Raw genomic sequence first — 24,202 nt, 5'->3', positions numbered from 1 at the left:
TCGTCATCGCTCTCGCGGCGGCGGGCGCGGGTGCGACGTGGGGTCTGGGCAAGGTCTGGGCGAAGCTCCCGGTCGTCCGCGACCACAACTGGCTGCGCTGACCGCGGCAGATGCGGCGGGCCTCCGTGACGGGGGCCCGCCGTGCGGCTGCCCATTGGGCCGAACGGCCCCTGCCGGGGACCTGCGGCCCCTGCCCGGGGAACCCCTACGTCACGAAGCTGGAATCAGACATCTGTTCAGGAGGAAGAATCATGGTCCGCACTGTTGTCGCAGGTCTCGACGGTTCTCCCGAGAGCCGCGCCGCCGCCGAATGGGCGGCCCGCGAGGCCGGGCTTCGCGGCGTGCCGCTGAAGGTCGTGCACGTCTGGGAGCCCGCCCCGGACCCGCTGGCCCAGGCCCCGCTGCTGGGCGCGGAGACGCAGCAGCACTGGAGCCAGCGGATTCCGCGCGAGGCGGGCGAGGGCCTGCGCCTGCGCCACCCCGGTCTGGACGTGACCGAGGACCAGGTGACCGGCACGCCGGCGGACGCGCTGCTCGACGCGGCGAAGGACGCCGAACTGCTGGTCCTCGGCTCGCGCGGCCTGAGCGGCGTGGGTGGATTTCTCGTCGGCTCCGTCGGCCTCGCCGTCGTCGCCCACGCCGAACTGCCCGTGGTCCTGGTCCGGGCCGGCGAACAGGCCGCCGACGAACACGAGACGGACCCGGCGGGCAACCCGTCGGCCGACACCCCCTACCGGCCCGTGGTCCTCGGCCTCGACGCCGACGCCCCCGCCGACGCGGTGATCGAGTTCGCGTTCGCCGAGGCCGCCCGGCGCGGCACCGGTCTGCGGGTGGTCTACGGCTGGAACCTTCCGCCGTACTACGCCTACGGCCTCGCGCTGGACGCGGGCCTGAACGACGAACTCTCCCGCGAGGAGACCACCGCCCTCACCGAGGCCCTGCGCCCCTGGCGGCAGAAGCACCCCGAGATCGAGGTCGCCCTGCAGCCCCGCGTCGGCAGCGCCGCCGACCACCTGGTGGACGCCTCCCGAGAGGCCTCCCTGGTCGTCATCGGCCGCCGGATCCGCCGCGCCGCGCTCGGCGCGCACATCGGCCCGGTCGCGCACGGCGTCCTGCACCACGCGACCTCCCCCGTGGCCGTCGTCGCCCACGACTGATCTCCCTCCGTCCCCGTCCCGTCCCCGTCCCTCCCCCCTGAGGAGAAGAGACCCATGAAGGCAGCAGTTGTCCGGGCGTTCGGTGCACCCCTGGTCATCGAGGACCGCCCCGACCCCGAGCCCGGCCCCGGCCAGGTCCGCGTCCGTGTCGAGGCCTCCGGTCTGTGCCACACCGACATCCACGCCGCCCACGGCGACTGGCCCGTCAAGCCCAACCCGCCCTTCGTCCCCGGTCACGAGGGCGTCGGCCTGGTCGAGAAGCTCGGCGACGGCGTCACCCACCTGAGCGTCGGCCAGCGCGTCGCCGTCCCGTGGCTCGGCAAGGCCTGCGGGCGCTGCGAGCACTGCCTGTCGGGCTGGGAGACCCTCTGCGAGCAGCAGATCAACACCGGCTACGGATGCGACGGCGGATACGCCGAGAAGATGCTCGCCTGGGCCGACTTCGCCCAGCCGGTGCCCGACGGCGTGAGCGCGATCGACGCCGCCCCGCTGACCTGCGCCGGCGTCACCACGTACAAGGCGCTCAAGGTCGCCGGTGTGCGGCCCGCCCAGCTCGTCGCGATCTCCGGTGTCGGCGGACTCGGCCACCTGGCCGTGCAGTACGCGAAGATCGCCGGAGCCCAGGTCGCGGCCATCGACGTCACCGACGAGAAGCTCGAACTCGCCACCGCGCTCGGCGCCGACCTCGTCATCGACGCCCGCAAGGAGGACGTGGCCGAGGTCCTCAAGCGGCACGGCGGCGCGCACGCGGCGATCGCCCTGGCCGTGAACGAGGCCGCGTTCGCCGCCGTCAACTCCGGTCTGCGGCGCGGCGGGAAGCTCGTGATGGTCGCCCTGCCCGCGCACGGCACGATCCAGCTTCCGATCTTCGACACCGTGCTCAACGGCACCTCGGTGATCGGCTCGATCGTCGGCACCCGGCAGGACCTCGCGGAGGTCTTCCAGCTGCACGCCACCGGACAGACCAAGGTCATCTCCGAGACCCGTCCGCTGAGTTCGGTCAACGAGTCCATCGCCGACGTGCTGCGCGGTGGCGTCAAGGCCCGGATCGTCTTCGACCTCGCTTCGGGACGGTGAGGGCGATGACACTCCCGATCGTCGTCGGTGTCGACGGCTCCGAGCCCAGCCTGCGGGCCGTCGACTGGGCGGCCGACGAGGCCGCCGTACGCGGACTGCCGCTGCGGCTGGTGTACGCATCGCTGTGGGAGCGCTACGAGGGCACCTCGCTCGCCGACGACCTCCACAAGCCGTCCGAACAGGTACGGGCCGAGGACATCGTCGACACGGCCGCCCGGCGTGCCCAGCTGCGTCAGCCCGACGTGAAGATCTCCACCGACGTCCTGCCCGAGGAGCCCGAGTACGCGCTGGTGCGGGAGAGCCGCAGCGCCTCGGCGCTGGTGACCGGCACCCGCGGCCGCAGCGGCCTCGCCGAGGCGCTGCTCGGCTCCGTGAGCCTGACCGTGGCCGGACACGCGCAGTGCCCGATGATCGTCGTCCGCGGCAACCACGACAACCAGGCCCGCACCGGCACGCACGGCCGCGTCGTCGTGGGCGTCGGCGAGAAGCCGGGGGGCTCGGCGGCGGTGCGGTTCGCCTTCGAGGAGGCGCGGCGGCGCGGAGTGCCGGTGGAGGCCGTACGGGCCTGGCGCTGGCCCGCGCACGAGACCACCGACCATCCCCTGATGTCCGGCGAACCCGCCCGACTGCACGAGCAAGAGGCGGCGGAGGTGCTGGAAGCGGCGCTCCGGGACATTCCCGCCGACGTCGAAGTGCACCGCCGTACGGTCGAGGGCCCCACCCGCGCCGTGCTCGTGGGCGCCTCGCGTGACGCCGACCTCCTGATCGTCGGAGCCAAGCGCCGCCCCGGGCACTACGGACTCCAACTCGGCCGAGTGGCCCACGGGGTGCTGCACCACTCCGCCTGCCCGGTCGTCATCGTGCCCGAGCACGCCTGAGCACGAGCGCCTCCAACTCGGCCCGCTGACGCAGTAGTTACGCCACCACCGCCCGCTGCCCCATGTGATGACTCCGGAGCCTCCGATGCCCAAGGCCGCCCACCAGGACGCCACCGCTCTGTCCGTACCCTCCGATCTCTCCGACGACGAACTGCGCACCCTGGACGCCCACTGGCGCGCCGCGAACTACCTGGCCGCCGGACAGATCTACCTGATGGCGAACCCGCTGCTCAAAGAGCCCCTGAAGCCGGAGCACATCAAGCCGCGGCTGCTGGGCCACTGGGGCACCTCGCCCGGCCTCAACCTCGTGTACACCCACCTCAACCGGGTGATCAAGGCGCGCGGCCTGGACGCGCTGTGCGTATGGGGCCCGGGGCACGGCGGCCCGTCCGTGCTCGCCAACTCCTGGCTGGAGGGCAGCTACAGCGAGACCTACCCGGACGTCAGCCGCGACGGCGCCGGCATGGAGCGGCTGTTCAGGCAGTTCTCCTTCCCCGGTGGCGTGCCGAGCCACGTGGCACCCGAGACCCCCGGTTCGATCCACGAGGGCGGGGAACTCGGCTACTCCCTCGCGCACGCCTACGGCGCCGCCCTCGACAACCCGGACCTGCTGGTCGCCTGTGTGATCGGCGACGGCGAGGCGGAGACCGGCCCGCTGGCCGCCGCCTGGCACTCCAACAAGTTCCTCGACCCGGTCCACGACGGCGCCGTACTGCCGATCCTGCACCTCAACGGCTACAAGATCGCCAACCCGACCGTGCTGGCCCGCCTCCCCGAGTCCGAACTCGACGAGCTGCTGCGCGGCTACGGCCACGACCCGATCCACGTCACCGGCGACGACCCGCTCCAGGTGCACAGGGCCATGGCCGCCGCGTTCGACGACGCGCTGGACCGCATCGCCGCGATGCAGCAGTCCGCCCGCGAGGACGGCGTCGCCGAACGCGTGCACTGGCCGGTGATCGTGCTGCGCACCCCGAAGGGCTGGACCGGCCCCGCCGAGGTCGACGGCGTCCCCGTCGAGGGCACCTGGCGCGCACACCAGGTCCCGCTGTCCGAGGTGCGCGAAAACCCCGAGCACCTACGGCAGTTGGAGGCCTGGCTGCGGTCGTACCACCCGGAGAGGCTCTTCGGCCCGGACGGCCGGCCCGTCGCCGACGTGCTTGCCTGCATGCCCGAAGGCGACAAGCGCCTGGGCTCCAGCCCGTACGCCAACGGCGGCCTGCTGGTACGCGACCTGCCGATCCCGTCCCTGGACCGGTTCGCCGTCCCCGTCGACAAGCCGGGCACGACACTGCACGAGCCGACCCGCATCCTCGGTGACCTCCTCGAACAGGTCATGCACGACACCTCGGCGAGCCGCGACTTCCGCGTCGTCGGTCCGGACGAGACCGCCTCCAACCGCCTCCAGGCCGTCTTCAACGCCAGCGGCAAGGCATGGCAGGCCGGGTTCCTGCCGGTCGACGAACACCTGGACCGGCACGGCCGGGTGATGGAGATCCTCTCCGAACACACCTGCCAGGGCTGGCTGGAGGGCTATCTGCTGACCGGCCGGCACGGACTGTTCTCCTGCTACGAGGCCTTCGTCCACATCGTCGACTCCATGGTCAACCAGCACATCAAGTGGCTGAAGACATCGAGGGAGTTGCCGTGGCGGGCGCCCATCGCCTCCCTCAACTACCTGCTCACCTCGCACGTCTGGCGCCAGGACCACAACGGCTTCTCGCACCAGGACCCCGGCTTCGTCGACCACGTCCTCAACAAGAGCCCCGAGGTCGTCCGCGTCTACCTCCCGCCGGACGCCAACACCCTTCTCTCGGTGGCCGATCACATCCTGCGCAGCCGCGACTACGTCAACGTGGTCGTCGCCGGCAAGCAGCCCTGCTTCGACTGGCTCTCCATGGAGCAGGCCCGCGCCCACTGCGCGCGCGGCGCCGGGATCTGGGAGTGGGCCGGCACCGAGAACGGCGGCGAACCCGACGTCGTCCTCGCCTGCGCCGGCGACGTCCCCACCCTGGAGATCCTGGCCGCCGCGCAGTTGCTGCGCCGGCACCTGCCCCAGCTCGCCGTCCGTGTCGTCAACGTCGTCGACATGACCCGGCTGCTGCCGCGCGAGGAACACCCGCACGGCATGAGCGACTTCGAGTACGACGGCCTGTTCACCACCGACAAGCCGGTCATCTTCGCCTACCACGGCTACCCGTGGCTCATCCACCGCCTCGCCTACCGCCGCGCCGGCCACGCCAACCTGCATGTCCGCGGCTACAAGGAGTCCGGCACCACGACCACACCGTTCGACATGGTCGTCCGCAACGACCTCGACCGCTACCGCCTCGTCATGGACGTCATCGACCGCGTCCCCGGCCTCGCGGTACGCGCCGCCGCCGTACGCCAGCAGATGGCCGACGCCCGCACCCGCCACCACGCCTGGATCCGCGAACACGGCACCGATCTGCCCGAAGTCGCCGACTGGACCTGGAACGCCTGAGATCCCCTCCCCAGCAAAGGAGTTCACCGCCATGACCGTACGCGTCGGCATCAACGGCTTCGGCCGCATAGGCCGCACCTATCTGCGCGCGGCACTCGACCGCGCCGAGGCGGGCACCCAGGACGTCGAGGTCGTCGCCATCAACGACATCACCTCGCCCGCCACCCTTGCCCACCTCCTCGAATACGACTCCACGTTCGGCCGCATCGGACGCGAGGTCAGCCACGACGACACCTCGATCACCGTCGACGGCCGGCGCATCGAGGTCACCGCCGAACGCGATCCGGCCGCGCTGCACTGGTCCGACTACGGCGCCGGCATCGTGATCGAGTCCACCGGCCGCTTCCGCGACCGCGACTCCGCCGCCCTGCACCTGAAGGCGGGCGCGCACACCGTGCTGTTGTCCGCCCCGGGCAAGAACGCGGACGCCACCATCGTGATGGGCGTCAACGACGCAACGTACGACCGCCGGCAGGACCGGATCGTCTCGGCCGCCTCCTGCACCACCAACTGCGTCGCCCCGATGGTCAAGGTCCTCCACGAGACCTTCGGCATCGAGCGCGGCATGATGACCACCATCCACGGCTACACCAACGACCAGTCCCTTCTCGACGCCCCGCACAAGGACCTGCGCAGGGCCCGCTCGGCGGCCCTGAGCATCATCCCGACCAGCACCGGCGCCGCCCGCGCGGTGGGCCTGGTGGTGCCCGAGATGGCGGGCGCCCTGGACGGCATCGCCGTACGCGTGCCGGTGGAGGACGGGTCGCTCACCGACCTCGCGGTGGTCCTGAACCGTGAGACGACGGTGGACGAGGTCAACGCCGCGTTCGCCGAGGCGGCCGAGGGCCCGCTCAACGGCATCCTGCGCGTCTCGAAGGCCCCGATCGTCTCCCGCGACGTCATCGGCGACCCCGCGTCCTGCATCTTCGACCCGGCGCTCACCCAGGCGAACGGCACCCTGGTCAAGGTCTTCGGCTGGTACGACAACGAGTGGGGCTACACCAACCGGCTCCTCGACCTGACGGCACTGGTCGCCGACGACTGAGCACGACCGCGAGAGGCCCCGTGAGGTGGGCCTGTGGGCGGATTCCTGAGGGCCGAAAGGCCCCATGGTCCGCCCCCAGGCAGCCCATGGGGCCTCTCTCCGTTCCGCGGGACGCTCGAAGTGTCGAAGAACCCTGGAGGAGACCCCGATGACGGACGACCTGCTCAGCAAACCCCCGGTCCACGCCCTGCTCGCGGACGGTACCACCGTGTGCATCCGTCCCGTCGAGGCCCGCGACCACGACCAACTCCAGGGCCTCTACGAGGAGATGTCCCCGGAGAACCTGCGGCTGCGATTCTTCGGAGTGAGCCGCCGCTCCGCCGAGATGGCGGCCGACCGGGCCTGCAGGCCGCACCCCGGGTACCGGGCCCTGCTGGCCGAGGCCAAGGACCAGGTGATCGGGCTCGCCGAGTACGACAACGGCGGCACCGGGACAGCGGCCGACATCTCCATCGCGGTCGCGGACGGACTGCACCACCGGGGCATCGGCACCCTTCTCGTCGAGCACCTGGTCTCCGCCGCGCGTGCCGAGGGCATCACGACGTTCACGGCCGACGCGCTCAGCGAGAACCGCGAGATCCTGCGGCTCTTCGCCGACCTCGGCCTGCGCACCGCCCGCCGCTTCGAGGGCCCCGAGACGCGCTGCACCATCGAGCTCGACGAGGACGAGAACTACCTGTCGGCCACCGAGGCACGCGGCCGGGCCGCCGACGTCGCCAGCCTCGTACCGCTGCTTCGCCCCGACGCGGTCGCCGTCGTGGGCGCCGGACGTACGGCCGGTTCCGTGGGCCGGGCGATCCTGCACCACCTGAAGGCAGGCGGCTTCACCCGCCGCCTCTTCGCGGTGAACCCCGCCGCCACCGCCGTCCTCGGCGTGCCCAGCTACCCCTCGGTCGGCGCCCTGCCCAGGACGCCCGACCTCGTGGTCGTCGCCGTACCCGCCGCCGCCGTCCCCGCCACCGCCGAGGAGTGCGGCAAGACGGGCGTACGCGCCCTCCTCGTCGTCACGGCGGGACTCGACCAGGCCCAGGCCACGGCGCTGACGGCGGCCTGCCGGACGTACGGCATGCGGCTCGTCGGCCCCAACTGTCTCGGCGTCTCCAACACCGACCCGGAACTGAACCTCGACGCGACCTTCGCCGCCAACCACCCGAGCCCCGGCACCGCGGGCATCGCCGTGCAGTCCGGTGGCGTCGGCATCGCGCTGCTCGACGGGCTGTCCCGGCTCGGCATCGGCGTCTCGACCTTCGCCTCCCTGGGCGACAAGTTCGACGTCAGCGGCAACGACATGCTCCAGTGGTGGGAGAGCGACGGCACCACCGACCTCGCCCTCCTGCACCTGGAGTCCTTCGGCAACCCGCGGGCCTTCTCCCGCACCGCCCGGCGCGTGACCCGCCGTATGCCCGTCCTGACCGTCGACGCCGGCCGCACCGACGCGGGCCGCCGCGCCGCCGCCTCGCACACCGCCGCCGCGGCCACCCGGACCATGACCCGCGGGGCGCTGTTCACCCAGGCCGGCATCACCGCGACGCACTCGGTCGGCGAACTCCTCGAAGCCGCCGCCCTGTTGCACTCCCAGCCGCTGCCCGCCGGCTCCCGGGTCGCGATCGTCACCAACGCGGGCGGGGCCGGGGTCCTCGCCGCCGACGCCTGCGCCGAGGCCGGCCTCACCCTGCCGAGGCCCACCCCCGAACTCGTCGACGAACTCCTCGCCGTACTGCCCGAGGGCGCCGAGACCGGCAACCCGATCGACGCCACCGCGGCCGTGAGCGAGGACCAGCTGCGGGACTGCGTGGACCGGATCATGCGGCACAACGGCATCGACGCCGTGCTCGTGGCCCTGGTGCCCACGGCGGTCGCCGAGGCGACCGGCGACGACCTCGTCCGGGCCCTCACCCGGTCGACCGGAGACAGGCCCAAGCCGGTTGCCGTCGTGCGGCTCGAACAGGCCCTGCCCGTCGAGCTGTTGACAACCACCGACCTGCGCACCGTCCCCGCCTACGCCGAACCCCAGGCGGCGGCAAGGGCGTTGGCCCACGCGGCCCACCGGGCGGCCTGGCTCGCCCGGCCCACCGGGACGATCCCCGACCTCGACGGAGTCGAGACCGAGCGCGCCCGCACCTTCGTCGAGACCTACCTCGACGCGAACCCGGACGGCGGCTGGCTCGACCCGCGCCAGTGCGCCGAACTCCTCGGCTGCTACGGCGTTCCCCAGCTCGCCTGGGCCTGGGCCGACACCGAGGACGGTGCCGTCCTCGCCGCCGAACGGCTGCGCGGCGCCGACGGCCGGGTGGTCATGAAGGGCTACTGGCCCGGCCTGCTGCACAAGAGCGAACAGCACGCCGTCCACCTCGACCTGCGCGGCGACGCCCAAGTGCGGTCCGCCTTCCGGGACTTGGAGACCCGGTTCGCGGGACTGCTGACCGGCGTGGTCGTGCAGCCGCTCGCCGAGCGCGGCACCGAGCTGTTCGCCGGTGTCGTCCAGGACCAGGTCTTCGGACCGCTCGTCCTGTTCGGGCTCGGCGGCACCGCGACCGAGATCCTCGCCGACCACGCGGCCCGGCTGGCCCCGCTCACCGACCACGACGTGCACGACCTGATCACGGCCCCGCGCTGCGCCCCGCTCCTGTTCGGCGCGCACGGCAGCCGGCCCGTCGACCTCGAAGGCCTCGAACAGCTGCTGCTGCGGCTGTCCCGGATGGCGAGCGACCTGCCGCAGCTGGCCGAGGCCGACTTCAACCCCGTGCTCGCGGCACCGGGCGGAGTCACCGTCCTCGATGCCCGCGTCCGCCTGCTGCCCCGCGGGGCGCAGGACCCGTATCTGCGCCGACTTCGCTGAGGAGGGAACACCATGAAGCACAACAAGGTCGGCTCCGTGATGACCACGGAGGTTGTCCGCGCCACCTACGGAACGCCGTTCAAGGAGGTGGCACGCCTGCTCGGCGAACACCGCATCAGCGGCCTGCCCGTGGTCGACGAGGACGACAAGGTCGTCGGAGTCGTCTCCGAGACGGACCTGATGGCCCATCAGGCCGAGACCCCCGACCCGTACGAGCCGAAGAAGCGGTTCCGGGTCGCCGGGCTGACGCGCAGCGCCAAGCGGCGGGCCGCGAAGGCCACGGCCCGCACCGCCGGCCGACTGATGACCGAGCCGCCCGTCACCGTGCACGCCGAGGACACCATCGTCGAGGCCGCCCGGACCATGGCGCAGCACCGTGTGGAACGGCTGCCCGTCCTCGATGAGGAGGACCGGCTCGTCGGCATCGTCACCCGCCGCGACGTGCTCCAGGTCTTCCTGCGCTCCGACGCGGACATCCACGACGAGGTCGTCGAAGAGGTGCTGGTCCGTGCCCTGTGGCAGGGCCCGCGCAGCATCGACGTCTCCGTGGTGCAGGGCGTCGTCACACTCGCCGGCCAGATGGAGCGCAAGAGCGAGAAGGAGATCGCCCTCTCCATGACCCGCCAGATCGACGGTGTCGTCGCGGTCGTCGACCAGCTCACCTACCGGCGGGACGACTCGCACATCCAGCCCGAGGAGCAGACCTATCACGGTGTCACCGAGGACTGGGTGCGCCACCTGTGAAGTGAGAGGAGGCGGACCGCCATGCCCACCAGTGTGCTGGTCGCCTATGGAACGACGAACGGATCGACCGCGCAGATCGCCGAGGCCGTGGCCGAGGTCCTGCGCAAGGCGGGACTCGTCACCGACCTGCTGCCCGCCGGGTCCGTCCTGAGTGTGATGCCCTACGGCGCCGTGGTGCTCGGCAGCGGGCTGTACGCCGGCCGCTGGCACCGTGACGCCCGCCGGTTCCTGAACCGGCACGGCCGCCAACTGGCCCAGCGCCCGGTGTGGTTGTTCAGCAGCGGTCCACTGGACGCCTCGGCCTCGGAGCGGGACATCCCGCCCGTGCCCGGCGTACGGCGTGCCATGGCCCGGATCGACGCCAGGGGCCATGTCACCTTCGGAGGCTGTCTGGAGGAGGGCGCCAAGGGGTACATCGCCCGGTCGATCGTGCGGAGCGGAAAGGGCGGAGACTTCCGCGACTTCGCCGTGATCGAGGAGTGGGCGGAGCGGATCGCGGACGAGCTGCTGACCGCGTCGAAGGAGGACTGACCTGCTGTACCTCTCCTTGAGCACGGAAGGGCCCCGGCGCGGAACCGATGCGCCGGGGCCCTTCCGTGCCGCGGGCCGATGTCAGCGGTTCACGGTCAGCGGCACCGTGTCGACGGTCACCTGCCTGCCGTCCTTGGGGGACAGGAAGTACGCGGTGAGCAGACCCGGGCCGGTCCGCGCCGCCTTGTAGGGGAACGTCACGTCGAAGGTGCCGCGCGTGCCGGTGCCCGACGTCGCCCTGACCAGGACGTCGGAGGCGGTGCGCCCGGCGGTGTCGGTGACCTTCAGCCTGAACTGCGCCTCGAACGTGTTCGCACTGCCCCACACCCGCAGCGGGGTGCGCACGGTGTCACCGGCCATCGGCGACTCCACCAGCACGGCGGGCGCCCGGTCCTCGAAGTCCCCCCGGCCGACCGGCCCGTTGAGGAGGACGCCCTCGCCGCCGAAGGAGGTCACCGCCTTGCCGTCGAGCTCGAACGCGACCTTGTGGACGGTGGGGAACCGGGTCAGCGTGAACACGACCTGGGCGAGCCGCTCCTGCATCGACAGGCTGCCGCCTCCGTCGTCGTAGCGGCCGGTCAGGTCGACCGTGGCCACGTGGTTCCGGACGACGAGGGACCGCAGCCGGGTCCCGGACGGGATCGCCGTGGTGCGGCCGTGGGCGCGCTCGTAGCGGTCGGGGCCGGCCAGCAGGGCCCGTACGGCGGCCGTGGCGGTCGCCGGCCCGGTCACGGTGCGCGGGGCGGGGGAGACCTTTTCACCGTGCAGGAAGTACACCCCCGTACGGACGCGGGTCGCGGCCGTGCTGCTGGTGGCGGGCGGTGCGGTGGTTTTCGGTGCCGTGGTCCTCGGGGTCGCGGTGCCGGACTGGGCGGGCGTGCCCGAGGTACCGCCCGAGGTGCCGCCCGACGTGCCCGTGCCGACGGTGGGGGGCGAGGCCGGACCGGTGGCGGCCGGCGTTCCCGTACCGGTGGTCGTACCGCACGCGGTGACCGCGAGCAGAGGCAGCGTCAGTGCCGTGGTGAGCACGGCGGTGCGGCGGCGGTGGTTGGTGGATGCGAGTGATGCTGCGCCGTTCATGGCATTCTCCTCCGACACTTCCAGCGAACTCCTCCCGACGGGCGGTCACCAGTGCCGCCCGACCCGTGTCCAGGGCCGGAAGGCTCATGCGCGGGAGGCGGTGGGCGAGGACCCTGGGATGAGAAGCCCGACGAAGGGGGCACCATGTCTGTGTCGTACGAACAACACGGCCGTGCGGCGCTGCACTTGGCCCACGCCGCGTCCCTCGCGCCCTCGCCGCACAACAGTCAGCCCTGGTTCTTCGCCGAGGAGGGCCACGACCACGGCTTCGAGATCCACGCGGACCGCGGGCGGCGCCTGGTCCTGACCGATCCGGGCGGCCGCGAGACGGTCATCGCCTGTGGGGCCGCGCTGTTCAACGCGCGGATCGCGGTGTGCACCCTCGGCTTCCGGCCCGCCGTCGACCTGCTCCCGGAGACCGGCAACCCGTCCTACCTGGCCCGTGTGGCCTTCGCCGCCCATGCACCGGCGACCTACGAGGAGGCGCTGATGGCGGGTGTGATGGCGCACCGGCACACGCACCGCGGGCCGTTCGCCGCCGAGGCCGTCCCGGAGGAGCTCCTCGACGACCTGCGGGAACAGGCACGGGTCGAGGGCGCCGCCCTCCAGGTCGTCGAGGACCCGGACCAGCTGGACCGGCTCGCGGATCTGGTGCGCACGGCGGAGGACGTGCACCGCGCCGACCGGGGGTACACCGCCGAGATCGCGGGATGCGTCGGACCGACGGGAGTGCCGGTCGAGGCCTGCCTGTACCACCCCGACTGCGTACTGCTGTCCGGCCGCGACTACCTGGGCCTCGTCCGGCAGTTCGCCGAACCGCCCCAGAAATGGGTGTCGCGCACGGGCACGGTCGCCGTGCTGACCACCCCCTACGACACCCGCTCGGACTGGCTGCGCGCGGGGCAGGCGCTCCAGCGCGTGCTGCTGTACGCGGAGGCCCACCGGGTGCGGGCGGCCTTCCACACCCAGCCCCTCGAAGTGCCCGCGGTGCGCGCGGAGGTTCGCACGGGCATCGCCTTCGGCCGGTTCCCGCAACTGGTCCTGCGCCTCGGCCACACGAACCAGACCTGGGCCACGCCACGACGCGGGCCCGCCGAGACACTGCTCCACAGCGACACACAGGTCAGGTGAGGATCGTGACCCCCGGCAGGCGCGGAAAAACGGCCCGAGTGCGCTGGTGGCGGCTTCGGCGCAACCCCCTCAGGCGCCGCAGCTACCTCGTCGAGGCCTGGCTGCTCCTCGCGGCCTCGGTCCTCGCGGTCCTGGCCGCGGTCGGCACGGGCGCCTGGACGGCCCTCGCCGTCGAGCGGCACATCGACGCCCTGCGGGCCGGCCGGCACCCGGTGTCGGCCGTGCTCACCGAGGACGCCGTACGCACCGTGGGCACGGCCGACGGCAGCGACAGCTACCGGGCCACCGTGCGCTGGACCGCGGCGGACGGGACCCGGCACACGGGTCTGGCCCACGTGGACTCGGGCAGCAGGGCCGGGACCACCACTCACGTCTGGCTGGACGCCCAGGGCCGGCTCGTGCCCACCCCCGCGACCGCGACCCAGGCACGGATCGAGGGTGCGGTGCTGGGTGTCTGGGCCGCCGCGGGTGCCGCCGGGACGGTGCTCCTCGTCGGCCGGGCGCTGTCCGGGCGGCTGGAACGGCGGCGCCTGGACCAGTGGGACGCCGACTGGGCGCGGGTCGGTCCGCAGTGGGGGCACAAGACCGGCTGACGAGCCCGTACATCGGTCAACGGTCAGCAGATGCGCGGAAGCTGCTCGCCGAGCGGCATCTCCACGATGCGCCGGGCACCGACCAGGGTCCGCAGCGTCACCCGCCCCGGCGATCCCTTCCGCAGCACCTCGCCGATCCGCACGGCCCCCGCCCCCTCGGCCACCGCCCGCATCGCGGCGAGGGCGTCCTCCGCCGCGCCCGCGTCCACGAAGGCGACCAGACAGCCCTCGTTGGCGACGACCATCGGGTCCAGGCCGAGCAGATCGCAGGCCGAGGCGACCGCCTCGGGCACCGGAACCGCGCTCTCCTCGACATCGACGGCGGCGGACGAGTCGCGGGCGATCTCGTTGAGCGCGGCGGCCAGCCCGCCCCGCGTCGGGTCGCGCAGCACGTGCACGGCATCGCCGAGCGGCGCCAGGGCCCGCACCAGCCGGTGCAGCGGCCGGGAGTCGGAGGCGATGTCGCCCTCGAAGCCGAGATTCTCGCGGGTGCTGAGCACGGTCGTGCCGTGCAGCCCGATCGGCCCCGACAGCAGTACGGCATCTCCTGGGCGCGCCGACGCGGCCGAGGGAGTGAGGAGTTCGTGCCGCTGCCCGACGCCGGTGGTGTTGATGAACAGCCGGTCCGCCGCGCCCCGCCCCACGACCTTGGTGTCCCCGGTGATCACGGGCACGCCGACGTCCTGGGCGGCCTTGCCCAACGACTCCATGACGGCCCGGAGTTCGGCCATCGGCAGCCCTTCCTCGACGATCAGGGAGACCGACAGCGCGAGCGGCCACGCGCCCCGCATCGCCAGGTCGTTGACCGTGCCGTGCACGGCGAGGGACCCGATGTCCCCGCCGGGGAAGAACAGCGGGCTGACGACGAAACTGTCCGTGCTCATCACCAGGCCGGGGTGCCCGGGCAGCAGCGCCGCGTCCTCCAGCGGGCCCGGCCCACTGCCGACGGCCGGCAGTACGAGCCGGTCGAGCAGTTCCTCGGTCAGCCTTCCGCCGGCGCCGTGGCCCAGCAGGACGACCTCGTCCTCGTGGACGGGGGTGGGGCATTGGACGTTCATGCCGTGCTCCTCGTGGGCGTGCGTCCGGCCGCGTGGAAGGCGGCACAGGTGCCCTCGGACGACACCATGGGCGCGCCGAGGGGATGACGGGGTGTGCAACGGGTGCCGTACGCGGCGCAGTCGGTGGGCAGCCGGGCCCCGGTGAGGATGGCCCCCGCGATGCACTCGGCGTCCTCGACCGGGCACAGCCCGCCCACGTCGAAGCGCCGGGCGGCGTCGAACTCCCGGTACTCCTCGGCGAGTTCGAGCCCGCTGTCGGGCAGCTCGCCGATCCCGCGCCAGGCCCGGTCGGTCACCCGGAACACCTGGCGGACCGCGTCCTGAGCCGCCGTGTTCCCGGCCCGCCGTACGGCCCGCACGTACTGGTTCTCCACCTCGTGCCGGCCCGACTCCAGCTGCCGTACGGCCATGAGGATGCCCTCCAGCAGGTCCAGCGGCTCGAATCCGGTGACCACGATGGGAACTTGGTACCGGGCGGCGATCGGCTCGTACTCGTGCCAGCCCATCACCGCGCACACGTGCCCGGCGGCGAGGAAGGCCTGCACCTCGCAGTCGGGGTCGTCGAGCAGCGCGGTCATGGCCGGCGGCACGAGGACGTGACTGACCAGCATCGAGAAGTTGCGCAGTCCGAGGCGGGCCGCGTGCAGCACCGCCATCGCGTTCGCCGGCGCCGTCGTCTCGAAGCCGACGGCGAGGAACACCACCTCGCGGTCCGGGTGTTCGGCGGCCAGGCGTACGGCGTCCATCGGGGCGTAGACCACCCGGACGTCCGCACCGCGTGCCCGCAGCGACAGCAGGTCGGTGTCGGTGCCGGGCACCCGGAGCATGTCGCCGAAGCTGGTGAGGATCACGCCGGGGCGGGCGGCGACGGCCATGGCCCGGTCCAGGGTCTCCAGCGGGGTGACGCAGACCGGGCAGCCCGGGCCGTGGATCATCCGCATACCGGCGGGCAGCAGTTCGTCGATGCCCTGGCGTACCAGGGTGTGGGTCTGGCCGCCGCACACCTCCATGATCCGCCAGGGCCGCGTGGCCGTCCGCCGCAGCTCGTCCAGCAGCCGCCGGGCGAGCACCGGATCGCGGTACTCGTCCAGATACTTCATCGGTGCGTGAGGTCGAGCCGGATGTCGACGACCCCCTCCACGGCCCGCACCGCCCGGGCCACGACGGGCACGAGCGACCGGTCGGGGAGGGCACCGCCGAGTGTGACCACGCCCTCGGCGACACTCACCGTCAGCGCGGTGGTGACCGGGAGGCGGCCGAGCACCTGGTGCCGGATCTCCTCGGCGATCTCCTCGTCGTCGCGCAGGAACACCTTGAGCAGGTCGCTGCGGCTGACGACCCCCTGGAGGAGGCCGACCCCGTCCACGACGGGCAGCCGCTTGACGTGCCGCCGGGCCATGATGCGGGCGGCCTCGGCAAGCGTGGCGTCCGCGTGCACGGTGACCGCCGGGGCGCTCATCAGCTCGGCGGCGGTCACCGCGCTCGCCTTGGCGGGTATCGGTGCGTCGCCTTCCACGGCGCCCCGGTACTCCTCCTTGGTCAGCAGGTCCGCCTCGGACACCACGCCGACGACCCGTCCCTCGCCCGCCAGGACCGGCACGGCACTGACCTTCCACTGGTCGAGCAGCGCGACGATCTCCTTGAAGGGCGCCTCGCTCCCGATGGCGATGGCGGTGTGGGTCATCACATCGCTCACGGTGTACGGAGATTCAGACATCACAGCCTCCCGCGGTTGTGTCCGAAGTACGGACGACGGTCAGGTCGAGGAAGTGGGTGGAGCACGAGATGCACGGGTCGTGGTTGCGGATCGCCCGCTCGCACAGGGCCGTCAACTCGTCGTCGTCCGGGTCGTGTTCGCGGATCGCGTGCTGGGCCAGGCGGCGCAGGTCGTCCTCGATCGCGCCCTGGTTCTGCGCGGTCGGCGGCACCAGCAGCGCACTGCGCACGATGCCGTCGGCGTCGAGTTCGTAGCGGTGGTAGAGCAGCCCGCGCGGTGCCTCGGTGGCGCCGTGCCCGACACCGGCGACCGGCGGCACCTCCGTGTACGGGCGCGCGGGCGGCTCGTAGCCGTCGATGATGCGCAGCGCCTCGGTGAGGGCGTACACCGTCTCCACCGCGCGCACCAGGATGGACCGGTACGGATTGCGGCACACGGCACCCTCTCGCGGATCGCCCAGCCCCGCCTCGATCGCCGCCTCCAGCGCCACCGGCGACAGCAGCCGGCCGCTGACCGCGAACCGGGCGAGGGAGCCGGTGAGATGCGGGCGCCCGTCGAGCCGCGAGTGCAGGGCGGTGGAGTGCGCGACGTGGGTCTCGACGACGTGCTCGGTGAAGTCCCGTACCGGGAAAGAGAAGTTGGTGCCGTCGGCGCGCAGGACGGTCGGGGTGCCGCCCTCGATGGCGTACGTGTCGGGTTCGGCCAGTGCGAGCAGGTCGGCCTCGACGCTCGCGTCCGGGAACTCGAAGCCGGCGACCCAGCGCACGGTCTCCCACGCGTCGTCGAGTGCCTGCTTCAACTCCTCGGTCAGCGAGCGGAGTTCGACGCGTGCGGGAGCCCGGTGGAAGCCGCCGAGACGGACGTTCACCGGGTGCACGGCCCGCCCGCCGAGCAGCTCCATCAACGAGTTGCCGGCCTTCTTCAGACGCAGCCCCCGCTCCACCTCGGCGCGGTGCGTGCGGGCCAGGTCGATCGCGCTCGGCCGGCCCAGGAAGTCCGGGGCGTGCAGGAGGTAGATGTGCAGGGCCTGGCTCTCGATCCACTCGCCGCAGTACAGCAGCCGGCGCAGGTCGCGGATCACCGGGTCGACGCTCACCCCGCAGGCGTCCTCTATCGCCGCGCACGCGCTCATCTGGTAGGCCACCGGGCAGATCCCGCAGACGCGGGCCGTGATGTCCGGCGGCTCGGTGTACGAACGGCCGCGCAGGAAGGCCTCGAAGAAGCGCGGCGGCTCGTAGATCTCCAGCCGTGCGTCGGTGACCGTGCCGTCGTGCACATGGAGGCTCAGCGCCCCCTCGCCCTCGACCCGCGACAGCGAGCCGACGTGCAGCACACGGGATCCGCGGTGCGTCACTTTCCCAACTCCTTGTCGAAAGCAGGGGCGTTGAAGGTGTGCAGGAACCGCACCACGGCGTCCTCGTCGAGGCCGTCGCGGCGCAGCAGCGGGATCAGCGCGGGCAGGTTCACCGTGCCGGCCGGGCCGAAGCAGCCGAAGCAGCCGCGGTGGTAGGCCGGGCACAGCGCGCCGCACCCGGCGTGCGTGACCGGGCCCAGGCACGGAGTCCCGTGGGCGACCGTCACGCAGACCGTGCCGCGCCGCTTGCACTCGAAACACACGCTGTGGTCCGGGATGTCGGGCTTGCGGCCGGCCAGGAACGCGGTGATCACCTCGATGAGCTGCCGCCGGTCGACCGGGCAGCCGCGCAGTTCGAAGTCGACGTCCACATGGGCCGAGACGGGGGTGGAGGTGGCCAGCGTGGAGATGTACTCGGGGTGTGCGTAGACCGTGCGCCGGTACTCGTCCACGTCGGCGAAGTTGCGCAGGGCCTGGATGCCGCCGGCGGTGGCGCACGCCCCGATGGTGACCAGATGGCGGGAGTCCGCCCGGATCGCGTGAATGCGCTCGGCGTCCTCGGGCGTGGTGACCGAGCCCTCGACGAGGGTCAGGTCGTAGGGTCCGGGCGCCGTCGCGCTGGACGCCTCCGGGAAGTGCGCGATCTCCACCGCGCCCGTCAACGCGAGGAGTTCGTCCTCGCAGTCCAGCAGGGTGAGCTGGCAGCCGTCGCAGGAGGCCAGCTTGAACACCGCGAGCTTGGGCAGCGCCATCTCACAACTCCCTTACGGACAGCAGGGGTTCGGCGAGGTCCCAGCCGACGACCGCACCGGCCTGGCACACCAGCAGCGGACCGAGCTGGCAGTGCCCGCAATGTCCCGTAGCACAGCGCATGTTGCGTTCCAGCGAGACCCGGATGCGGTCGCGCGCCACACCGCGGTGGGAGAGTTCGCGTGCGGTGGCACGGATCATCGGCTCCGGGCCGCAGACGAACGCCGTCGTGTCGTCCGGATCGAAGTGCGCCCGCCCCAGCAGCTGGGTGACCACACCGACGTCCCCGCGCCACTCGGCGTCGGGCTGGTCGACCATCACACCGGTGTACGCCGTGGCCCAGCTCTCGATCTCCTTCCGCCCGATCAGATCGTCCGGGGTACGGGCCCCGATCAGCACGTTGATACGGCGGTACGCCTCCGGCTCGGCCAGCGCGCTCAGGATCAGCGGCCGCAGCGGGGCGAGCCCGATGCCGCCCGCCACGACCAGCACGTCCCGGCCGCGCGCCCGCTCCAGCTCCCAGCTCGTGCCGTACGGGCCGCGGATGCCGACGACGTCGCCGACCCGGGCCGCGCACAGCCCGTCGGAGACCGCGCCCACCGAACGGATCGTGTGCGCGAGACCTCCCGTGGCCTGCACGGAACTCACCGAGACGGGGATCTCGCCGCGCCCGAAGCAGTGCACCATCGCGAACTGCCCCGGCACGAAGTCGGGCAGCGCGCCGTCCACCGGTTCGAGACGCAGAGTCACCGTGTCGCCGGTCTCCTGCCGGCGGTCGATCACGCGATGGGGGACCGGTACGGCGGTCATCTCGGCTCCTTCGTCTCGTACGTCCCGTACAGGTCGACCAGCCGGGCGCGCGCCGCGTTCAGACGGTGGGCCAGCACCCGGCCGACCCAGTGCTCGACGGCCTGCCCGAAGGCCGGGTCGTCCAGGCACATCAGCCGGACGGAGACCGCGTCGAACTCGTAGGCCCGCAGCTGGGTCACCGTCGCGGCGCCCAACTGCCAGACGTACGGCTCGTACAGCCACGACCAGCCGACGAGATCACCGATCCCGAGCGTCTCGATGACCGGGGACCGGCGGCCGGGCATATGCATGTCGAGGGCGGCGGTGCCGTCCCGGATGATCCAGAACCGGTCGGCGTGCCCGCCCTCGTCGAACAGCCGGGTGCCCGGCGGGAAGGCGACCTCGCGGCCGAGGCGCAGGAGCCGTTCGCGGTGGTCCGGGGGCAGCGCGTGGTTCATGCGGAGGGCGATCGAGGGGGGCATCAGTCCGTCTCCGTTTCGTGTTCGGCCTCCAGAGCGGCGACTTCCTCCGTGATGTCGATGCCGGCCGGGCACCAGGCGATGCAGCGCCCACAGCCCACGCAGCCGGAGGTGTCGAACTGGTCGTGCCAGGTGGAGAGTTTGTGGGTCAGCCACTGCCGGTAGCGGCTGCGGGGCGTGGAGCGGACCGCCCCGCCGTGCAGATACGAGAAGTCCAGGTCGAAGCAGGAGTCCCAGCGCTGCCAGCGCTCTGTGTGGTCACCGGTCAGGTCGGTGACCTCCTCCGTGGTGGTGCAGAAGCAGGTGGGGCACACCATCGTGCAGTTGCCGCAGGTCAGACACCGTTCGGCGACGTCGTTCCAGCGCTCGGCGTCCAGGCTCCCGCCCATCAGCGTCCGCAGGTCGACCGGCGGCATGGAACGCCCCATACGGTCACGGGCCGCGTCCACCGTTTCACGGGCGGCGGTCTCCGTCCCCGAGTCGGCGGCGCGGTGCGGGACCTGCTCGATGAGCCGGGCCCCCTCCTCGCTCCCGACACGCACCAGGAACCGATGACCGTCCTCGTCGATCACCTCGGTCAGAGCGAGGTCGTAGCCGGGATCGGCCGCGGGCCCGCCGCCCATGGACACGCAGAAGCAGGTGGCGCCCGGTTCGGTGCACTCGGCGGCGATCAGCAGCGCCCGCCGGCGCCGCTTCCCGTACCCGCTGTCCTCGTACTGCCCGCCGGTCAGCACCCGGTCCTGGATCGCGATGGCCCGCAGATCGCAGGGCCGGACCCCGAGGAACGCGTACGACGGCGGCTCGGAGGTGTGCTCGGTGAAGACCACCCGCCCCTCCGGCGTCCGGTCGGCACTCCACAGCTGCTCACGCGCCGGATGCAGATACGACTTCCAGGACTGCGGCCCCGCACTGTGCGCGAAGGCGGCTCCGTCCTCACGGGGGACCAACCGGTAGCGCCCGGCGTCCAGTTCGACGCCCCAGCCGTAGGGAAGCGCGTCCGCCGAGGTCAGCTCCGACAGCACGATCGCACCGTCCCGGACGGTCGGCCCGACGACGGTACGTCCCTGTGCCACAAGTGCCGCGACCAGTGCGTCCAGTCCGTGCCGGTCGAGTACGGCGGCCGGGGCTGCGGGGGCGGTCATGTCGGTCCTCCTCGTACTGGGCGGATCGCGCTTCTCCACCTTCAGCTTCCGACGCGAAGGCGCCCCCACGGCAGGGGCCAATCGGCCCTGCCGCACAAGCCGACCGGATCAACCGAAAGAGACGCGCAGAACAGCGCCCCCGGAGGGGCGCGGGGAACTGCGCGACCAGGCACGGACGGCCCGCGGCCTCGAAACGACCCGCAGTTCCCCAGCCGCACCCAGCGGTGCGCTACGGCAGCGGCTCACCCAGCTCCCCCTCCACCGCCCCCGCCATCGCCCGCAGCACATCGAGCGTGCGCCGCGCCTCCGCCTCGTCGACCTGCGTGATCGCGAAACCGACATGCACGATGACGTACGACCCGACCTCCGCCTCGGGCGTACAGCTGAGGCAGACCTCGCGCCGGATGCCGCCGAAGTCGACCGTGGACATACGCAGTCCCGCGTCGTCGTGGATCTCCAGAATCCGTCCCGGTATGCCCAGGCACATGCGCGTTCACCTCTCCCCGGCCAGCCGCGCGGCAGCGACCGCCGCCTGGCCGTAACTGATTCCGCCGTCCCCGACCGGGACCTGGCCGCCGACCAGTACCCGCAGCCCCTGCGCGTGCAGCCGGCGTTTCACCTCGGTCAGCAGCCGCCGGTTGACGAAGCAGCCGCCGCCGAGGCAGACGGTGTGCGGCGCGCCGTCGGCCACCGCCCGTGCCACCAGCTCCGCGGTGGCCAGCCCGAGCGTCATGTGGAAGGCGGCGGCCAGCCGGGCCGTGGGCTCCCCGTCGGCCTGCCGTTCCAGCAGGTCGGTGAGGGTGGGCGCGGGGTCGTACACCCACAGGCCCTGCGCCCGTACGACACGATGGGCGAGCGGCACGGCGTGCTCGTCGCCCGCCGCCGCTTCGAGCAGGACGGCCGCCTCGCCCTCGTAGCTCACCCGGTCGCAGAGGCCGAGCAGCGCGGCGACCGTGTCGAAGAGCCGTCCGGCGCTGGACGTGAGCGGACAGTTGACGTCCCGGGCGACCATGGCCCGCACGATGTCCACCTCGGCCGGATCGAGCCGGTCGGTGAAGGACCGGGTGAGCCACGAGTAGGGGAGCGGGGTGCCCAGGGTCTCCCCGCCGAGGAGCCGGCCGAGGGCCGTACGGGCGGGACGGCGTACCGCCGCGTCGCCGCCGGGCAGGGGCGCGGTCGCGAACCTTCCCACACGGCGGTAGCCGCTCAGACCGGCGACGAGGATCTCGCCGCCCCACAGCGTGCCGTCGTCGCCGAGCCCGAGCCCGTCGTAGGCGATCCCGAGGAACGGACCCCGCACCCCGTGCTCCGCCGCACAGGCGGCCACATGCGCGTGATGGTGCTGCACCGGGACGCGGCGGACCTGCTGGGCCTTCGCCCACTGCGTGGACAGATAGCCGGGATGAAGATCGTGCGCGAGGGCGACCGGCTCGATACCGGTGAGCCGCTTGAGGTGCTCGTACGACCCAAGGAACGCCTCGTGGGTCGCCACGTCCGCCAAGTCGCCCGTGTGCGGGCCTAGATGGGCCCGGCCGTCGGCGGCCAGCGTGAACGTGTGCTTCAGCTGCGCGCCGACCCCGGCGACCGGTTCGCGCACGTTCAGCGGCAGCGGGGACGGGGCCAGGCCGCGGGCCCGGCGGACCGTGATGCGGGTGCGGCCGGCGCACTGCACCACCGAGTCGTCGTAGCGGGAGCGGATCGGCCGGTCGTGGGTGAGGAAACCGTCGGCGACGCGGGCCAGGGCGCGCCGCGCCTCGGCGTCGTCGACGGTGATCGGCTGGTCGCCGAGGTTGCCGCTGGTGACGACGAGCGGCCGGTCCAGCTCGTCGAGCAGGAGGTGGTGCAGGCCGGTGGTGGGCAGGAACAGGCCGATGTGGTGGAGCCCGGGATGCACCTCGGGCGCGAGCTGGTCGGCGCCGTGCCGCTCGCGGCGGGCGAGGAGGACCACCGGGCGTTCCGGAGAGGTCAGGATGCCCCGCTCGGTGGCGCCGATGCGCGCCAGCCGGGCCGCCGCGCCGAGGTCCCGGACCATGACGGCGAACGGCTTCGCCGGGCGGTGCTTGCGCCGCCGCAGCTCCGCCACGGCCGCCGGATCGCCCGCGTCGCACACCAGCTGGTAGCCGCCGAGCCCCTTCAGCGCGACGATCCCGCTTCCCGCGACGGTCTTGACCGCCGAGCGCAGGGCCGCCTCACCGCGCAGTTCCTCCCAGGCCAGTTCGGGACCGCACACCGCACATGCGATGGGCTCGGCGTGGAAGCGCCGGTCGGCCGGGTCGGCGTATTCGGCCGCGCAGTCCGGGCACATCGGGAAGCGGTCCATGGTCGTGCGGATCCGGTCGTACGGCAGGTCCTCGATGATCGTGGCGCGTGGGCCGCAGTCCGTGCAGTTGATGAAGGGGTAGCGGTGCCGGCGGTCCATGGGATCGCGCAGTTCGCGCAGACAGGCCTCGCAGATCGCCGCGTCGGGCGGGATCTCGCGTGCCGTGCGACCGGTGGGCGCGGGCGTGCTGTGCCGGACGTGGAAGCCGGGACGGTATGCCGACTGCCGCGTGGCGTCGGCCAGTTGGACCCTGCGTACCCGTGCGAGGACCGGGGCGGTGGCCCGCAGCCGGGCCGCGAACTCGGCGATGGCGGGCGGCGGTCCGGCGACCTCGCCCTCCACGTGACCGTCGACGTTGGCGACCCAGCCGTCGAGACCGAGTTCGGCCGCCGTGCGGTACACGAACGGCCGGAAGCCGACGCCCTGGACGGTGCCGTCCACGCGGAATCGCCGCATCATCATGGCCGCCGCTCCCCGGTCGTCGCGTCCCGGTGCCGCGCGAGTTCGTCACCCACGGCCGTCACGAGCGGATCCACGGCGGCCTCGACGGCGGGGGAGAGACCGGTGCCGAACGAACCGTCGGCGCCCTCCACGGCGTAGACCACGAGGTGGTCGGGCAGGAGGCCGAGGACCCGGGCCAGTTCGACGGCCTCGCCGAGGCCGAGCCCGTGCGAACTGGTCGTCTGCGGCCGGTCGAGGCGTCCCGCGTCGAGTTCGAGCCGGTGGACGCGGCCTGGAGTACCGGGGTGCGCGTGGGCGGCGTCGACGACCACGGCGAGCGCGGCGCCCTCCCACAGACCGATCAGCCTGCCGGGGTCGCCGTCGCAGGTCGCGAACACGGTGTTCGGCGGAAACGAACCGTCCCCGGCCCGCTTCCGGAGCCGTTCGACCACGGCCCAGCCCACGCCGTCGTCGCGCCTGAACTCGTTCCCGACGCCGATCACGGCGATGCGCGTACGCGTCCTCATGGCTCCCACCGTGGGCCATCGCGGCCCGGCCCCACAGGGGCCGAACGACCCATCCGCCGGGGCCG

At 72.6% G+C, this 24,202-nt stretch carries 22 protein-coding genes; 10 read left to right on the top strand and 12 right to left on the bottom strand.

Annotated features, from left to right (window positions below; all coding sequences use genetic code 11):
- Positions 1-251: 251 nt before the first annotated feature.
- The 8 genes from AB0I51_RS20220 to AB0I51_RS20185 all read left to right on the top strand — a co-directional run bounded on the left by AB0I51_RS20220 (position 252) and on the right by AB0I51_RS20185 (position 10,756).
- The gene (locus AB0I51_RS20220; protein WP_362976915.1) at positions 252-1,157 is read left to right on the top strand and encodes a universal stress protein; all 906 of its coding nucleotides are present in this window, start codon (positions 252-254) and stop codon (positions 1,155-1,157) included.
- Positions 1,158-1,211: 54 nt separating this feature from the next.
- Positions 1,212-2,234: an alcohol dehydrogenase AdhP gene (adhP, locus tag AB0I51_RS20215; protein WP_362976913.1), complete on the top strand. Its 1,023-nt coding sequence runs from the start codon at positions 1,212-1,214 to the stop codon at positions 2,232-2,234.
- A 5-nt stretch (positions 2,235-2,239) separates the two neighbouring features.
- Positions 2,240-3,112 carry a universal stress protein gene (locus AB0I51_RS20210; RefSeq protein WP_362976911.1) on the top strand — a complete coding sequence of 291 codons (873 nt, stop codon included), beginning with the start codon at positions 2,240-2,242 and terminating at the stop codon, positions 3,110-3,112.
- Positions 3,113-3,197: 85 nt separating this feature from the next.
- Positions 3,198-5,597, top strand: a complete 2,400-nt coding sequence (locus AB0I51_RS20205) for a phosphoketolase family protein (RefSeq protein ID WP_362976909.1) — start codon at positions 3,198-3,200, stop codon at positions 5,595-5,597.
- A 31-nt stretch (positions 5,598-5,628) separates the two neighbouring features.
- Complete coding sequence (gene gap, locus AB0I51_RS20200; protein WP_362976907.1) at positions 5,629-6,642, top strand: type I glyceraldehyde-3-phosphate dehydrogenase; 1,014 nt, start codon at positions 5,629-5,631, stop codon at positions 6,640-6,642.
- A gap of 148 nt (positions 6,643-6,790) precedes the next feature.
- Positions 6,791-9,481: a GNAT family N-acetyltransferase gene (locus tag AB0I51_RS20195; RefSeq protein WP_362976905.1), complete on the top strand. Its 2,691-nt coding sequence runs from the start codon at positions 6,791-6,793 to the stop codon at positions 9,479-9,481.
- 12 nt (positions 9,482-9,493) lie between these two features.
- Positions 9,494-10,225 (top strand): CBS domain-containing protein, encoded by a 732-nt coding sequence (locus tag AB0I51_RS20190; protein ID WP_362976903.1) that lies wholly within the window; start codon positions 9,494-9,496, stop codon positions 10,223-10,225.
- A gap of 21 nt (positions 10,226-10,246) precedes the next feature.
- Positions 10,247-10,756 (top strand): flavodoxin domain-containing protein, encoded by a 510-nt coding sequence (locus AB0I51_RS20185; protein WP_362976901.1) that lies wholly within the window; start codon positions 10,247-10,249, stop codon positions 10,754-10,756.
- Positions 10,757-10,837: 81 nt separating this feature from the next.
- On the opposite strand, the gene AB0I51_RS20180 is transcribed toward AB0I51_RS20185, so the two are convergent.
- Positions 10,838-11,836, bottom strand: a complete 999-nt coding sequence (locus AB0I51_RS20180; RefSeq protein ID WP_362976899.1) for a GerMN domain-containing protein — start codon at positions 11,834-11,836, stop codon at positions 10,838-10,840.
- Positions 11,837-11,980: 144 nt separating this feature from the next.
- Here AB0I51_RS20180 and AB0I51_RS20175 point away from each other — a divergent pair, with 144 nt between their 5' ends.
- Together AB0I51_RS20175 and AB0I51_RS20170 are read left to right on the top strand one after the other, a co-directional pair.
- Positions 11,981-12,967 (top strand): hypothetical protein, encoded by a 987-nt coding sequence (locus AB0I51_RS20175; protein ID WP_362976897.1) that lies wholly within the window; start codon positions 11,981-11,983, stop codon positions 12,965-12,967.
- 5 nt (positions 12,968-12,972) lie between these two features.
- Entirely contained in the window at positions 12,973-13,560 is a 588-nt protein-coding gene (locus tag AB0I51_RS20170) for a hypothetical protein (protein WP_362976895.1), read from the top strand.
- Positions 13,561-13,583: 23 nt separating this feature from the next.
- Here AB0I51_RS20170 and hypE read toward each other — a convergent pair whose 3' ends face one another.
- From hypE to AB0I51_RS20115, 11 genes are all read right to left on the bottom strand, one after another.
- A complete protein-coding gene (gene hypE, locus AB0I51_RS20165) occupies positions 13,584-14,618 on the bottom strand; it encodes a hydrogenase expression/formation protein HypE (RefSeq protein WP_362976893.1) in 1,035 nt (344 codons plus the stop codon).
- Positions 14,615-15,718: a hydrogenase formation protein HypD gene (gene hypD, locus AB0I51_RS20160; protein WP_362976891.1), complete on the bottom strand. Its 1,104-nt coding sequence runs from the start codon at positions 15,716-15,718 to the stop codon at positions 14,615-14,617. The genes hypE and hypD overlap by 4 nt, the downstream gene beginning before the upstream one ends.
- Positions 15,715-16,335, bottom strand: coding sequence for a CBS domain-containing protein (locus tag AB0I51_RS20155; protein ID WP_362976889.1), 621 nt, complete (start codon positions 16,333-16,335; stop codon positions 15,715-15,717). The genes hypD and AB0I51_RS20155 overlap by 4 nt, the downstream gene beginning before the upstream one ends.
- Entirely contained in the window at positions 16,328-17,689 is a 1,362-nt protein-coding gene (locus AB0I51_RS20150; protein ID WP_362976887.1) for a Ni/Fe hydrogenase subunit alpha, read from the bottom strand. Before AB0I51_RS20150 ends, AB0I51_RS20155 begins: the two co-directional genes overlap by 8 nt.
- Positions 17,686-18,441, bottom strand: a complete 756-nt coding sequence (locus tag AB0I51_RS20145; protein WP_362976885.1) for an oxidoreductase — start codon at positions 18,439-18,441, stop codon at positions 17,686-17,688. Before AB0I51_RS20145 ends, AB0I51_RS20150 begins: the two co-directional genes overlap by 4 nt.
- A 1-nt stretch (position 18,442) precedes the next feature.
- Positions 18,443-19,249, bottom strand: a complete 807-nt coding sequence (locus tag AB0I51_RS20140) for an FAD/NAD(P)-binding protein (RefSeq protein ID WP_362976883.1) — start codon at positions 19,247-19,249, stop codon at positions 18,443-18,445.
- Positions 19,246-19,710: a cyclic nucleotide-binding domain-containing protein gene (locus AB0I51_RS20135; RefSeq protein ID WP_362976881.1), complete on the bottom strand. Its 465-nt coding sequence runs from the start codon at positions 19,708-19,710 to the stop codon at positions 19,246-19,248. Before AB0I51_RS20135 ends, AB0I51_RS20140 begins: the two co-directional genes overlap by 4 nt.
- The gene (locus AB0I51_RS20130; RefSeq protein ID WP_362976879.1) at positions 19,710-20,849 is read right to left on the bottom strand and encodes a 4Fe-4S dicluster domain-containing protein; all 1,140 of its coding nucleotides are present in this window, start codon (positions 20,847-20,849) and stop codon (positions 19,710-19,712) included. The genes AB0I51_RS20135 and AB0I51_RS20130 overlap by 1 nt, the downstream gene beginning before the upstream one ends.
- A 229-nt stretch (positions 20,850-21,078) precedes the next feature.
- Positions 21,079-21,336 (bottom strand): HypC/HybG/HupF family hydrogenase formation chaperone, encoded by a 258-nt coding sequence (locus AB0I51_RS20125; RefSeq protein ID WP_362976877.1) that lies wholly within the window; start codon positions 21,334-21,336, stop codon positions 21,079-21,081.
- Positions 21,337-21,342: 6 nt separating this feature from the next.
- Complete coding sequence (hypF, locus tag AB0I51_RS20120; RefSeq protein WP_362976875.1) at positions 21,343-23,631, bottom strand: carbamoyltransferase HypF; 2,289 nt, start codon at positions 23,629-23,631, stop codon at positions 21,343-21,345.
- Positions 23,628-24,137, bottom strand: coding sequence for a hydrogenase maturation protease (locus AB0I51_RS20115; RefSeq protein WP_362976873.1), 510 nt, complete (start codon positions 24,135-24,137; stop codon positions 23,628-23,630). Before AB0I51_RS20115 ends, hypF begins: the two co-directional genes overlap by 4 nt.
- Between the last annotated feature and the right edge of the window lie 65 nt (positions 24,138-24,202).

Origin of the sequence: Streptomyces sp. NPDC050549, from assembly GCF_040655035.1 — a bacterium.
GTDB lineage: Bacteria > Actinomycetota > Actinomycetes > Streptomycetales > Streptomycetaceae > Streptomyces.
This window is presented reverse-complemented; position numbering and strand designations above follow the sequence as displayed.

What these genes read in the sequence shown, in the direction of transcription:
- gap (WP_362976907.1), top strand. Translation starts at nt 5,629, where the DNA reads ATGACCGTACGCGTCGGCATCAACGGCTTCGGCCGCATAGGCCGCACC.
- AB0I51_RS20210 (WP_362976911.1), top strand. Translation starts at nt 2,240, where the DNA reads ATGACACTCCCGATCGTCGTCGGTGTCGACGGCTCCGAGCCCAGCCTG.
- AB0I51_RS20185 (WP_362976901.1), top strand. Translation starts at nt 10,247, where the DNA reads ATGCCCACCAGTGTGCTGGTCGCCTATGGAACGACGAACGGATCGACC.
- AB0I51_RS20135 (WP_362976881.1), bottom strand. Translation starts at nt 19,710, where the DNA reads ATGCCCCCCTCGATCGCCCTCCGCATGAACCACGCGCTGCCCCCGGAC.
- hypD (WP_362976891.1), bottom strand. Translation starts at nt 15,718, where the DNA reads ATGAAGTATCTGGACGAGTACCGCGATCCGGTGCTCGCCCGGCGGCTG.
- AB0I51_RS20115 (WP_362976873.1), bottom strand. Translation starts at nt 24,137, where the DNA reads ATGAGGACGCGTACGCGCATCGCCGTGATCGGCGTCGGGAACGAGTTC.
- AB0I51_RS20130 (WP_362976879.1), bottom strand. Translation starts at nt 20,849, where the DNA reads ATGACCGCCCCCGCAGCCCCGGCCGCCGTACTCGACCGGCACGGACTG.
- AB0I51_RS20195 (WP_362976905.1), top strand. Translation starts at nt 6,791, where the DNA reads ATGACGGACGACCTGCTCAGCAAACCCCCGGTCCACGCCCTGCTCGCG.
- AB0I51_RS20205 (WP_362976909.1), top strand. Translation starts at nt 3,198, where the DNA reads ATGCCCAAGGCCGCCCACCAGGACGCCACCGCTCTGTCCGTACCCTCC.
- hypF (WP_362976875.1), bottom strand. Translation starts at nt 23,631, where the DNA reads ATGATGATGCGGCGATTCCGCGTGGACGGCACCGTCCAGGGCGTCGGC.
- AB0I51_RS20180 (WP_362976899.1), bottom strand. Translation starts at nt 11,836, where the DNA reads ATGAACGGCGCAGCATCACTCGCATCCACCAACCACCGCCGCCGCACC.
- adhP (WP_362976913.1), top strand. Translation starts at nt 1,212, where the DNA reads ATGAAGGCAGCAGTTGTCCGGGCGTTCGGTGCACCCCTGGTCATCGAG.
- AB0I51_RS20220 (WP_362976915.1), top strand. Translation starts at nt 252, where the DNA reads ATGGTCCGCACTGTTGTCGCAGGTCTCGACGGTTCTCCCGAGAGCCGC.
- AB0I51_RS20140 (WP_362976883.1), bottom strand. Translation starts at nt 19,249, where the DNA reads ATGACCGCCGTACCGGTCCCCCATCGCGTGATCGACCGCCGGCAGGAG.
- AB0I51_RS20175 (WP_362976897.1), top strand. Translation starts at nt 11,981, where the DNA reads ATGTCTGTGTCGTACGAACAACACGGCCGTGCGGCGCTGCACTTGGCC.
- AB0I51_RS20155 (WP_362976889.1), bottom strand. Translation starts at nt 16,335, where the DNA reads ATGTCTGAATCTCCGTACACCGTGAGCGATGTGATGACCCACACCGCC.
- hypE (WP_362976893.1), bottom strand. Translation starts at nt 14,618, where the DNA reads ATGAACGTCCAATGCCCCACCCCCGTCCACGAGGACGAGGTCGTCCTG.
- AB0I51_RS20145 (WP_362976885.1), bottom strand. Translation starts at nt 18,441, where the DNA reads ATGGCGCTGCCCAAGCTCGCGGTGTTCAAGCTGGCCTCCTGCGACGGC.
- AB0I51_RS20125 (WP_362976877.1), bottom strand. Translation starts at nt 21,336, where the DNA reads ATGTGCCTGGGCATACCGGGACGGATTCTGGAGATCCACGACGACGCG.
- AB0I51_RS20190 (WP_362976903.1), top strand. Translation starts at nt 9,494, where the DNA reads ATGAAGCACAACAAGGTCGGCTCCGTGATGACCACGGAGGTTGTCCGC.